Below are 12832 nucleotides of genomic sequence, written 5' to 3'. Positions count from 1 at the left end.
TCAAATAACTATAAATTAGAAGAGTAATTCGTTGTCAAGGAGGTAAGAAAATTAATGAAAACTTTTATGGCTAAATCCCAGGAAGTTGAAAGAAAATGGTTGATAGTTGATGCCGACGGGAAACCTCTCGGAAGGCTTGCTAGCGAAGTTGCAAAATTATTAAGAGGAAAGCATAAGCCTACTTATACTCCACATGTTGATACTGGTGACCATGTTATCGTATTGAATGCGGAGAAGGTTGTTCTCACAGGTAAGAAGCTTGAGCAGAAGATGTACAGACATTATTCCGGATACCCAGGCGGTATGAAGGAAATAAAGTACAAGCACTTCATGGCTACAAAACCTGAAAGGGCTGTTGAGCTTGCTATTAAAGGCATGCTGCCAAAGAATAGCCTTGGAAGAGCAATGTATAGGAAGTTAAAGGTTTACAAGGGAACACAACATGAGCATCAGGCACAAAAACCTGAAGCTATCGAATTGGATATTTAATTGAAGGGAGGAGTTAGTACTTATGGCAAAGGTTCAATATTATGGAACTGGTAGAAGAAAGAAAGCTGTTGCAAGAGTTAGACTTGTACCAGGAGATGGAAATGTAACTATAAACGATAGAAGTATCGATGATTATTTTGGATTGGAAACACTTAAGGTTATAGTAAAACAGCCTTTGGTGCTTACAGATACAGTAGGTAAGTTCGATGTACTTTGCAAGGTTATAGGCGGTGGTTTTACAGGTCAGGCAGGAGCTATCAGGCATGGTATTTCAAGAGCACTTTTAAAGGCTGATGAAGAATTAAGACTGGTGCTTAAGAAAGCTGGCTTCCTAACAAGAGACCCAAGAATGAAGGAAAGAAAGAAATACGGTCTCAAGAAAGCAAGAAGAGCTCCACAGTTTTCAAAGAGATAATATTTATATTGTCATCAAATCCTCAAATGCTTGCATTTGGGGATTTTTGCTTGTATAAAAATATATTAGAATGCATTATTTTTCTGATACAACTAACAAATTTATATCAAATCAATGGCTTTTTTAAGCAGCTCTATATCCTTATGGGTGAAAAATTTGTTAAGTTTATGTTCGTCTTGTCATGATCGTATGCACAACAGAGACACTGATGAATTAACACTACTAGGCATCATGTGGGCTAATAGGTTGGGACTATCCTATGATTAGTTGAATTTTAATTAATTAAGTATTAAATATAAGGTTCCTTACTATTATTAGCAACACAATTACAACAGATATAATGAAAACTTTACGAATGTTTTTTGGGAAAGAATCGAGAGGGTTATTTGAGCAATCTACTATGCTCAGCGTTTTGAAAGAAGAATTCCAATACCCGTAACAATGAGAAAACATATAAATATTAAACTTGGTAATATTGTATAGATCGATGAAAGTATTTGCGGTTCACTAACTAAAGTAAGAGGGACTAAGGTAAGACCTAATAAAATTCCTAATACAATTAGAATTGTTGAGGCAATTTTTATTTCTTTTGGTGCCTTATTCATTTGTAATTGAAATAGTAGAAAGGTTGGTGTTATCGCACCCCACCTTGAAAAAGGATTGTCATACGCCCACAGCCGTAGGTGGCGACTTTTTCCAACTCTGAAAGAATTTTAGAAAAGAGGGGGGAAGAGTTGAGTGCTTTAAAAGGCCTTTCCTCTAGAGGAACTTTTAATTGTTGGACTCTAGCAAGATTTTGGGCTAATTATTGAATCACAATAGTTCAAATGTTAGAATTGAATTAGTCAAAGTTTTGTATGGATACCTGTTTAAATACTTACTATTTGAAGCTTAGCAGACAGAATAATAAAAGCGAGGACTGAGATAATGGGTAAAGTGTTAGTAATTTGTGTTTTAATTATTATATTTTTGATAGGCTGTAAAAATAAAATGAATCAAAAAAAACTAAACGGAACACAAGATGGAAATTCTATAGGTAACACTTCTGGTAATATTGCGAATTCTGGATCAGTTGCATTAAAAAATGGATGGTTATACTATTTCAACTTTATTGATAAGGGAAAGCTTTATAAAAAGGATATTAATGATAATAAGTTTAAGCTAAGTGATGAAATGTGTGCCAATATTAATGTGAAAGATGATTGGGTAATATATACTTCTTTGGAGGATGGGACTATATATAAAGTCAAAAATGATGGAACAGTTAAAGAATGCTATACTGAAAAAGGAGAATATTTGAATGTAACTAATGATTGGATATATTACTCTAATAAGATGGATGGTGGAAAATTATATAAAATTAAAATAGATAATAAAAAGAGGCTAAAATTAAATAATCAAGAAAGTGCATATTTAAACGTAATAGATAATTCCATTTTCTATATTGCAGAGGGTTATAAACTTCATAAAATTAGTATTGATGGCTCTAATAAGTATGATTATGATAGTGAAATTAGATGTGATTATTTAAATGTAGTTGGAGAGTGGCTTTATTTTAGTGATCCAACGAATAACTATAAAATTTGCAAAATGAAGAAAGATGGGTCAGATTTCCAAGAATTAAATTCAAATGAGGGATGCCATTTTCTGAATGTTTCTGATAATTGGATTTATTATTGTAATGATTCTGATGGGAGTAAGTTATATAAAGTTAGTATTAATGGCACTAACAATACTAAGATATGTGATGATAGAGCAGAATTAATAAACATCATTGATAATTGGGTATATTATAGTAATGATTCTGAGGGTTCAAAATTTTATAGAATAAAACAAGATGGGTCAGGAAGAGAGATTGTTGATTAGATCTTTATGACTTTAAAAAATCTTAAAAAAATACTATGTAGTTGCTATGAAATTATAGTAAACTATAATTAGGGAATTTTATCTTGATATACGTAAATAAATTTCTATGGAGGGGGGTAAAAATCATTTTGTCTTATTACTAATGAATCTTAAAAGAATCATTCAGATGGAGGTGCGAAGAAATTAATTTAATATTGGGTTTTTTGTAAGGTTACTTTTTTTGTCTATTGGTTTAACGTTAACTTAATAAGAATACATTTGTATTTCTATTCCAGAGAGATTAAAAAAATAGGGGGCAAAATTATGAGGAAAAAGCTTATTTCACTGATTTGTATAGTAGTAATGTTGGTGAGTACTATGTATGTATTTACATCTAATGCAGCGAGTCCCGTAAAAGGTTTTTCGGTATCAGGTACAAAGCTTTTAGATGCAAACGGCAATGAGTTTATCATGAGGGGAGTAAATCATTCCCATACATGGTATAAGAATGATTCGGCTGTCGCTATTCCGGCAATAGCTAAAGCTGGGGCCAATACAGTAAGAATAGTTCTTTCCAATGGAGTACAATGGACAGAAGATTCTGCCGAATCCGTAAAGAACCTGATAACATTATGCGAGCAGAACAAATTGATAGCAGTATTGGAAGTGCATGATGCAACAGGTAAAAATGAACAATCCGCACTACTTGCTGCGGCAAACTATTTTGCAAAAATAAAGGATGCATTGATAGGTAAAGAAAATACGGTAATAATCAATATTGCCAACGAGTGGATGGGAGACTGGAACAGTGCAAACTGGGCAACAGGCTATAAAGCTGCAATACCCATCATAAGAAATGCGGGACTTAAGCATACAATATTATGTGATGCCGGCGGCTGGGGACAATATGGACAGTCGATAAAAGACGGCGGTAAAGGCGTGTTTGATTCGGACCCACTTAAAAACACTATGTTTGCAATACACATGTACGGAACAGCAGGTAAGGATGCCAATACTATTAGAACCAATATTGACGGAGTAATCAACCAGAACCTCTGCCTGATTATCGGAGAATTTGGATGGAACCACTCAGATGGAGATGTAGATGAAGCTACAATCATGAGCTACTGCCAGCAGAAAAATGTAGGTTGGCTGGCATGGTCCTGGAAGGGTAACGGCGGAGGAGTTGAATACCTTGATATGTGTAAGGACTGGGCAGGCACAAGCCTTAATGACTGGGGTAATACAATTATAAACGGTACAAATGGTATGAAGAATACATCAAAGATTTGTTCAGTGTTCACCGCTGTTTCATCCCCAACACCTACACCTACAAAAGCATCTCCGACACCAACTAAAGCAAGCCCAACAAACACAGCATCAGGGTGGGTTGAAGATGTCAATCAGGACAGGACAGTTAATATGTCTGATGTTATCATGTTGGCTCAAAGCTTTGGAAAAGTCATTGGAGAAAGTGGATATAATGCAAAATGTGATTTGAATAAAGACAATGCTATAAACATGTCTGATGCTATTATGATTGGTTTGAAGTTCGGTATGACTTATTGATTATTAAATAATAAATTCCATATAAAAAACGTAAGATCTTTTACGGTTTATATAAAATGATCTGTAATATAATATAATGGGAATTAGCACTCATGAGCTGGAACTGTCTTTTTAGATGGTTCCAGTTTTTGTATGTGCTATGAGAAATTATGGTGTATGCACCGTACCCAAAAATATAAAAATGTAAACAGAAAAACAAGAAATTTTGTAAACAAAATTTGGTCAAATTATATTGACTTGAATATTATAAGTGATACAATATAGTGTGCTAGGGATAAAACCCTATACAAAATATTGTGATTAAATAGGAGGTAATACTATGAATTTAACTGACAATGCCATCAAAGTTCTTGAAAAGCGTTATCTCATTAGAGATGAGAATGGCAAGGTAATGGAAAACCCTGATGCAATGTTCAGACGTGTAGCAAAGGCTGTAGCTCAGGCTGATGTGCCCTATGCTTCGCCGGATGAACTGCAGAGTATTGAACAGGAATTTTATGAACTGATGGCAAATCTTGAGTTTCTACCGAATTCACCAACATTGATGAATGCGGGAAGACCTCTTGGGCAGTTAAGTGCTTGTTTTGTTTTACCTATTGAAGATACAATGGAAGGCATTTTTGAAAGTATAAAAAATGCTGCACTCATACATAAAAGCGGAGGCGGCACTGGTTTTAGTTTTTCAAGGCTCAGGCCAAAGGGTGCTTCGGTTAATACGACTGGTGGGGTTGCCAGTGGGCCGGTGAGTTTCATGAAGGTGTTTAATGCGGCAACCGAGGCCGTTAAACAGGGAGGAACCAGAAGAGGGGCCAACATGGGCATATTAAGAGTTGACCATCCTGATATTTTGGACTTCATAACGTCAAAAAGGGATAATGCAGATATAACCAATTTTAATATAAGCGTTGCTATTACTGAAGAATTTATGAAGGCTGTTGAGGAAGGCAGAGACTATGATCTGATTGATCCGCACAGCAATTTGCCCGTTGGAAGACAAAATGCAAGAGCAGTTTTTGATCTTATGGTAGACATGTCGTGGACAAACGGCGAGCCTGGAATTGTGTTTATCGATCGATTAAATAAGGATAATGTGACTCCCCAGCTAGGTAATATTGAAAGCACCAACCCATGCGGAGAACAGCCGCTTCTTCCATACGAAGCCTGCAATCTGGGATCCATTAATCTAAGTCACATGATTAAAAATTCTGGAGCCAAAGCGGAAGTGGATTTTGAAAAGCTTGGAAAAACTGTAAGGAAAGCAGTGCATTTTTTGGATAATGTTATTGATGTAAATAAGTATCCGCTGCCTGAAATAGATGAAATGACAAGGGGCACAAGGAAAATAGGACTTGGGGTTATGGGGTGGGCTGATCTTCTTTGCAAGCTCAATATTCCGTACAACTCACAAAAAGCTTGTACCTTGGCTGAAAGGGTAATGTCCTTCATACAGGATGAATCAAAAAAGGCATCAATGGAGCTGGCAGAAAAGAAAGGTGTTTTCCCTTATTTCGATAAAAGTATATATAATGAAAAGGGAATGAGACTTAGAAATGCTACCACAACAACAATAGCACCTACCGGAACTTTGAGTATTATTGCCGGCGTTTCAAGCGGTATAGAGCCGCTATTTGCAATATCATACATCAGAAATGTAATGGACAATGATGAACTTTTGGAGGTTAACCCTCTATTTAAACAGATTGCCATGATAGATGGCTTCTATTCTGAAAATCTAATGAGAAGAATTGCCAAAAAAGGTTCTATAAAAGGTTTTCCTGAAATACCTAAAACAGTGCAGAATGTGTTTGTTACTTCCCATGATATATTGCCGGAATGGCATGTAAAGATGCAGGCAGTATTCCAAAAGTATACTGATAATGCTGTTTCAAAGACTGTTAATTTAAAGCATGACGCTACCAAGGATGATGTTAAGGAAGTTTTTGAGATGGCCTACAGGACGGGCTGCAAGGGCGTTACTTTATACAGGGACGGAAGCAGGGATGCACAAGTTCTTAATATAGGGAGCGTAAATAAAGGTAAGAATGATGCTGAAGATAATTCTGACAGCGGTATAGCGGTGAGTATATCCCATATTGCACCAAGACCAAGACCTGAAATAGCTACAGGTTTTACTGAAAAGGTAAGAATAGGATGTGGAAACCTTTATATAACTGTTAACTATGACGAACATGGCATATGTGAAGTGTTTACAAACACAGGGCGTGCCGGGGGCTGTCCTTCACAGTCTGAAGCAACTGCAAGACTTGTATCCATTGCACTGCGTTCCGGTATAGATGCAAAGTCTATCGTTGAGCAGTTAAAGGGTATCAGGTGTCCATCCACAATAAAGCAAAATGGCATAAAGGTTCTTTCATGCCCAGATGCAATAGGCAGGCTAATAGAAAAGGTAGCAAAAATACAGAATGGCAAAGATGTAAGCGATAACGAGCTTGCGGTGCCGACTGAAGATATAATCCCGAGGCCAATGGCTAAGGTTGAATCGGTTTGTCATTCCTGTACAGGTGCTGATTCAGGCAGTACACGGGAAGGTGCGGGGAAAAGAAGTGCTGCTTGCCCTGAATGCGGACTCGCTGTAGAGCATGAGGGCGGATGCATGGTGTGCAGGAATTGCGGATTTTCAAAATGCGGATGATACCTTCTGATACTGAAAATATGCATCGATAACAAAGTTGTACACCAGATAATAAAATTGTATGCTAATAATGACCCAAAAATAATATTGTTGTATGCTATACCGAATTCTAAAATTAATAAACAACCTAGATATATGGAAAAAGCTGGTGTGATTGATTACATCAGCTTTTTGGTATTTTTTATGGTCACAATCTAAAATCTAACAAGGGCAGTAAAAGGGTAGTTGTGAGTCGCTCGCAACCTCTACAACTACGACTATTGCTACTATATTCAATAAAAATCAATTATGACTTAAGCAAGATGTTCTAATTTAATACAGTGTCTACTATATAAATTCAAGTAAAGTTTCCATAGACCAAAATCTTTAAGTATATCAGTTAGTGCTGGTTGTTCTTTTACTATTTTATCTACTTTTGGAAGCCAAATATTTTCAACACTTTCAATATCTATATCAGTTATTCTATCTTTTTCATACTTTGATGCAAAAGCTTTATCTATGGATATAACCATAATTCTAAATAAATATATGAATGAGAATAAATAAGATTTATGTATTAGAAAATTTAAATCAGTGTAAAGAACACTTATATATAGTTTTTTTTCGTTAATCTCGGTTGCTTCGAAATTGCTTTGAAAAAAGTGTTCAAAATTTGCATGCATAAATTCATCGTTTATTTTTGCTAATACTTTTCGAAATTCATTATTATTTGGAATGTATTTGATATTAACCCTTCTTTCTCAAGCTCTTTATAATATAGCTTTCGGTCATTATCATTTTTGTTTCTTCTTGGTATTTATTTACTGTTAGCTACAAGATATTGGGAATCTTTTGGAGGTGTTAAATCACAATCTATATAATCTATATAATCAGTAGATCCTATCATCACAGGTTCTATTAGAATAAGTAATGCCATAAAGAAGGCTTCCTGTTAGGTTTATTAGATAATACATGCTAATTGTATTTTTATGTGCACAATTTTTTCCATTGTGCACAATTATGTCATATTGAAATTGGACAACAAAATCCGTTGAAATCAATGGTATTAAATAATAATATATAGCTGCAACAAATTGGATTTATATAGAATTATATCTAAGGGAGGATGTGACTTAAGATAACCTAGCTAGGACATTAAACTAGAATTAAAAAAGGGGGATTATAATAATGAAAGCAAACAAAATTGTTTCAATACTATTAATAGTAGTAATTATTACATCGTTTATTGTACCTCAACCTAACGCTTTTTTAAAAGAAACTAATACATGCGAGCAGGATCATGATATAGCCCATACACAAGTATATCATGCGGCAAAAGAGAATTTAATTGAAAGGGCTGTGAATTGGTTATTTTATCCCAATATAGCATATAGTCTGTCCTGTTCTCACAATATAGTAGGTGCAACATGCACACAACCGGTAAGATGTACAAAATGTGGATTTAGTCCTGGTGGAAGTCCATTAGGACATAGCTTTGGGTCCTGGACAACGGTAACAACAGGAAACTGTAAGACTTATGGATCACAGAAGAGAACTTGTTCAAGATGTGGTACTTCTGAAACCAGAAGTGTATCTGGCTCTCACAATATAGTAAGTGCAACATGTACACAACCTGTAAGGTGCACAATATGCGGGTACAGTCCTGGAGGGACTGCATTAGGACATAGCTTTGGATCGTGGACAACAGTGACTACAGGAAACTGTAAAACTTATGGATCAGAAAAGAGAACTTGTTCAAAATGTGGTACTTCTGAGACCAGAAGTGTAACAGGTTCTCACAATATAGTAGGTGCAACATGTACACAACCTGTAAGGTGTACAATATGTGGATATAGTCCTGGAGGAAGTGCGTTAGGGCATAGCTTTGGATCATGGACAACAGTAACAGCAGGAAACTGTAAAACTTATGGAACGCAAAAGAGGACATGCTCAAGGTGTAGTACTTCTGAGACAAACAGTGTATTAGGTTCTCACAACATTGTAGGTGCAACATGTACAGAGCCGGTAAGGTGTACGATATGCGGGTACAGTCCTGGAGGGAGTACATTGGGACATAGTTTTGGGTCGTGGACGACGGTGACAACAGGAAACTGTAAAACTTATGGAACGCAAAAGAGAACATGCTCAAGGTGTGGTACTTCTGAAACCAGCAGTGTATTAGGTTCTCACAACATTGTAAGTGCAACATGCACAGAGCCGGTAAGATGTACAATATGTGGATTTAGTCCTGGGGGAACTGCATTGGGACATAGCTTTGGGTCGTGGACAACAATGACCACAGGAGACTGTAAAACTTATGGAACGCAAAAGAGGACATGTTCAAGGTGTGGCACTTCTGAAACCAACAGTGTATTAGGTTCTCACAACATTGTAAGTGCAACATGCACAGAGCCGGTAAGATGTACAATATGTGGATTTAGTCCTGGGGGAACTGCATTGGGACATAGCTTTGGGTCGTGGACAACAGTGACTACAGGAAATTGCACAACTTATGGAAAAGAGAAGAGAACATGTTCAAAGTGTGGTGCTTCTGAAACCAGCAGTGTGCTAGGTTCTCACAACATTGTAGGTGCAACATGCACAGAGCCGGTAAAATGTACAATATGTGGGTTTAGTCCTGGGGGAACTGCACTGGGACATAGCTTTGGGTCGTGGACGACAGTGACAACAGGAAACTGTAAAACTGACGGAACAGAAAAGAGAGCATGTTCAAGGTGTAATTCTACTGAAAACAGGAGCGTAACAGGTTCCCACGATATAGTGCCTGCAACATGTACAGAGCCGGTAAGATGTACAATATGCGGATTTAGTCCTGGAGGAACTGCATTAGGACATAGTTTTGGGTCGTGGTCAACAGTGACGACAGGAAATTGTAAAACTGACGGAACAGAAAAGAGAGCATGTTCAAGGTGTAATGCTACTGAAAACAGGAGTGTAGCAGGTTCCCACGATATAGTACCCGCAACATGTACAGAGCCGGTAAGATGTACAATATGTGAATTTTCTATCGGAGCACCTATTCCACATTCTGTGAATAAATGGACTATTACTAAGAATGCTACATGCATAACAACTGGAGTACAAACAGGGGAGTGTGTAAACTGCAAAATCACTATAGTGCAGGATATACCAAAGTCACAGCATAATTATATACTTGGAAATTGGCAATTAACTAGCTTGGAATCTGAATGTAGGAGAAGATTAGGAGTCTGTGATATATGCCAAGATGAAAAAGTTGAACATGATAATGATCATACATATAACTCTGATGGAAAGTGCATAGATTGTTCATATAAGGGGACGGGTGAAGATGAGTTTGTTGATAATGAGGTATTTAGTCAGTATGACCCTGATGATGCTGTAAGGATAACAAAAGAATATGTAGTCAATGAGATGGTAAAAGATGGTGATTTGGCATATAATGTTATGTATGTAGGGGTTATGATTAAAGGTACAGATTTAGAAACTGAGTTAATGAAGGATGAAAACAAGTTTTACGAATTTTGTTATAATTATGGTAGAGTAAGAATGCAACTTGAAAACGAATATGATGAATTAATTATGAAACCTGTAACAATAGCATTAATTACTGGTTTAATAGGTAATTTAATTCCCAAAACTCCCAAAAATCTGGGTAGTTATGAGGGAACGTATAAAATTCCATTCAAATTTGGTAGTATTGAAAAAGCAGAAGCACATTTTGCAAAACATGGTGGTGAGTTTAAGGGGGCATTTTCAAATGTTGATGAGTATGTTCAAGGTGCAAAAAATGTTATAAATAATGGAATAAAGGTTACATATAAATACAATGGCGAAACAAGAATTGGATATGTGAAATTTATGGGTAATACAAGTAAAGGGGTATCCAAGTTTGAGTTTGTAGGTACAAATAGTGTTGGAGATATTACCACATACCACGTTGAAAGTGGAAAAGATTTCTGGAAAATGCTAAATGGAAGCAACTCTCAAATAATTAATCCTGTACCATAGGAGGAATAGTTTTGATATATACAGCGACTTTAAAAAAGATAGATTCAACAATTGAAGGAGAAATAGTCCTTGAAGTTAACGGAATTGAATTAACTGGTTTTGTTAGTTATTTCCCGCATAAAATTGAAGAAAATAAACAATACCAAGTGTCTATAGGTTTTGCTATTCTGGATGATGTTGAGATAAAGGAAATATTTGACGAGAAAGGGTTTGAACGCATTAATGATAGCTTGTCATACTATGTAAAGGGTCTGTTAAAACAAGATGGAACTCTTGATGCGGGTATAATTATAAACGATGAAAATTTATTTGATTATGCTGATTTGCATGGTAAATATATACAAATCAAAGTTGATAGGCTAAGTGTTGAATTTGTTAATTAAGTAGTAAATCTGAATAGCATATGTACTGTAAAGGTATTTAAAAGGCGGTTGTTTATGATGACCGTCTTTCTTTTAACCATTTCTTCAATACTACAGTCTTATATTACCGAATTATTAATTATATTTATTATGTGTCTTTAGGAGACTGTGAAAAAAACTCTGTAAAAGCAGCTTTTTATGATAAAATCAAAATATCATAGGAGGCTGTTTTTTATGGCAAAGAGAAAGAGTTCAATGAGTGAAGGCAAAAAGAATATTATTGCAGCATTACTTCAGGAATATGATATCCAGTCTGCTGAAGATATCCAAGATGCACTTAAAGACTTACTGGGTGGCACTATTCAAAACATGTTAGAGACTGAAAAGGATCATCACCTTGGATATGAGCCTTATGAGCGAACAGAAAACACAAATTCCAGGAATGGCAAAAAAACTAAATCATTGCGAAGTAAATACGGCCAAATGGAGATCAATGTTCCCCAGGATCGTGAAAGTACTTTTGAGCCGCAAATAGTTAAGAAGCGTCAGAAAGATATATCTACAATTGAACAAAAAATCATAGCGATGTATGCTAAGGGATTAACAACACGCCAAATATCTGAGCAAATCGAAGATATCTACGGTTTTGAAGTAAGTGAAGGCATGGTATCCGATATCACTAACAAACTCCTGCCAGAAATTGAAGAATGGCAGCAAAGAGCATTATCCAGCGTTTACCCAATCATATTTATAGATGCAGTACATTTCTCTGTAAGAGACAACAATGTGGTTAAAAATCTAGCTGCTTATATTATTCTTGGCATTAGTGAGGAAGGCAAGAAAGAAGTATTAAGCATCAATATTGGTCAAAATGAAAGTAGTAAATATTGGCTAAGTGTCTTAAATGAACTCATTAGTGTTGCATAAAAAACTTTAATAAAAATCAACTGTAATATTTACCTGTAAAAATGTGAAAGCTCCTTTGTTAATATCAAGTGGGTTGACGTGACAAGCAACCACAATAATTAACTAAGGAGCTACCGATATGGTTGATTGTACTAAAGTTTTCGAAACTTTAACAGGCTTTTTACCTAAGAACATTTTGGAAAAAGCCGTTGAGGAAACCAATGCAGAACACGGAACAAAGAAATTTACTGTTCTTCGGCAACTTAATACGATGATGTATGCACACTTGACAAAGAAAGTAAGCCTTAGAGATATTCAAGACGGAATAACTGCTGATAAGAAACTTCAAGAACATACAGGAACCATTAGTGCTTCACAAATATCTCGTGTAAATATTAATAGAGATACCAATGTGTTTAAAATGATATTTGGAGATACACTTGCCAAGGTTAGAAAGTATAATATTATAAGAATAATTCCAGGAAGCTGGGGTATTCTTAAAGTAATCGATTCAACAATTATAAGGCTTTGCTTATCCCTTTTTCCTTGGGCTGACTATAGAGATAAAACAGCTGCAGTTAAAGTTCACACCATTTATGATAT

At 35.8% G+C, this 12832-nt stretch carries 9 protein-coding genes and 1 pseudogene; 9 read left to right on the top strand and 1 reads right to left on the bottom strand.

Annotation, left to right across the window (positions count from 1 at the left end; genetic code table 11):
• The first annotated feature begins 54 nt into the window (after nt 1-54).
• The 5 genes from rplM to VIO64_RS07180 all read left to right on the top strand — a co-directional run bounded on the left by rplM (nt 55) and on the right by VIO64_RS07180 (nt 6971).
• Entirely contained in the window at nt 55-489 is a 435-nt protein-coding gene (gene rplM, locus VIO64_RS07200) for a 50S ribosomal protein L13 (RefSeq protein WP_331916629.1), read from the top strand.
• A gap of 22 nt (nt 490-511) precedes the next feature.
• A complete protein-coding gene (gene rpsI, locus VIO64_RS07195) occupies nt 512-904 on the top strand; it encodes a 30S ribosomal protein S9 (RefSeq protein ID WP_331916627.1) in 393 nt (130 codons plus the stop codon).
• A gap of 927 nt (nt 905-1831) precedes the next feature.
• The gene (locus VIO64_RS07190; protein WP_331916625.1) at nt 1832-2770 is read left to right on the top strand and encodes a DUF5050 domain-containing protein; all 939 of its coding nucleotides are present in this window, start codon (nt 1832-1834) and stop codon (nt 2768-2770) included.
• 303 nt (nt 2771-3073) lie between these two features.
• A complete protein-coding gene (locus VIO64_RS07185) occupies nt 3074-4318 on the top strand; it encodes a cellulase family glycosylhydrolase (protein ID WP_331916623.1) in 1245 nt (414 codons plus the stop codon).
• A gap of 319 nt (nt 4319-4637) precedes the next feature.
• A complete protein-coding gene (locus VIO64_RS07180; protein ID WP_331916621.1) occupies nt 4638-6971 on the top strand; it encodes a vitamin B12-dependent ribonucleotide reductase in 2334 nt (777 codons plus the stop codon).
• 293 nt (nt 6972-7264) lie between these two features.
• On the opposite strand, the gene VIO64_RS07175 is transcribed toward VIO64_RS07180, so the two are convergent.
• Nucleotides 7265-7633: a hypothetical protein gene (locus tag VIO64_RS07175; protein WP_331916619.1), complete on the bottom strand. Its 369-nt coding sequence runs from the start codon at nt 7631-7633 to the stop codon at nt 7265-7267.
• Nucleotides 7634-8138: 505 nt separating this feature from the next.
• On the opposite strand from VIO64_RS07175, the gene VIO64_RS07170 reads away from it, so the two are divergent.
• The 4 genes and pseudogenes from VIO64_RS07170 to VIO64_RS07155 all read left to right on the top strand — a co-directional run.
• Nucleotides 8139-10961, top strand: a complete 2823-nt coding sequence (locus tag VIO64_RS07170; RefSeq protein WP_331916617.1) for a hypothetical protein — start codon at nt 8139-8141, stop codon at nt 10959-10961.
• Between the two features lie 11 nt (nt 10962-10972).
• Nucleotides 10973-11344 (top strand): hypothetical protein, encoded by a 372-nt coding sequence (locus VIO64_RS07165; protein WP_331916615.1) that lies wholly within the window; start codon nt 10973-10975, stop codon nt 11342-11344.
• 213 nt (nt 11345-11557) lie between these two features.
• A pseudogene (locus VIO64_RS07160) lies at nt 11558-12235 on the top strand (IS256 family transposase); the annotation flags it as partial.
• Between the two features lie 133 nt (nt 12236-12368).
• Nucleotides 12369-12832 (top strand): DUF4372 domain-containing protein (locus VIO64_RS07155; protein WP_331916613.1); only part of this gene is annotated, 464 nt, incomplete at its 3' end.

Source organism: Pseudobacteroides sp. (assembly GCF_036567765.1).
GTDB lineage: Bacteria > Bacillota > Clostridia > Acetivibrionales > DSM-2933 > Pseudobacteroides.
The sequence above is the reverse complement of the archived record's forward strand: the minus strand, read 5'-3'. Positions and strand labels throughout refer to the sequence as shown.

Coding starts and splice junctions, on each gene's coding strand:
- rplM (WP_331916629.1), top strand. CDS start 55: ATGAAAACTTTTATGGCTAAATCCCAGGAAGTTGAAAGAAAATGGTTG.
- rpsI (WP_331916627.1), top strand. CDS start 512: ATGGCAAAGGTTCAATATTATGGAACTGGTAGAAGAAAGAAAGCTGTT.
- VIO64_RS07190 (WP_331916625.1), top strand. CDS start 1,832: ATGGGTAAAGTGTTAGTAATTTGTGTTTTAATTATTATATTTTTGATA.
- VIO64_RS07185 (WP_331916623.1), top strand. CDS start 3,074: ATGAGGAAAAAGCTTATTTCACTGATTTGTATAGTAGTAATGTTGGTG.
- VIO64_RS07180 (WP_331916621.1), top strand. CDS start 4,638: ATGAATTTAACTGACAATGCCATCAAAGTTCTTGAAAAGCGTTATCTC.
- VIO64_RS07175 (WP_331916619.1), bottom strand. CDS start 7,633: ATGCATGCAAATTTTGAACACTTTTTTCAAAGCAATTTCGAAGCAACC.
- VIO64_RS07170 (WP_331916617.1), top strand. CDS start 8,139: ATGAAAGCAAACAAAATTGTTTCAATACTATTAATAGTAGTAATTATT.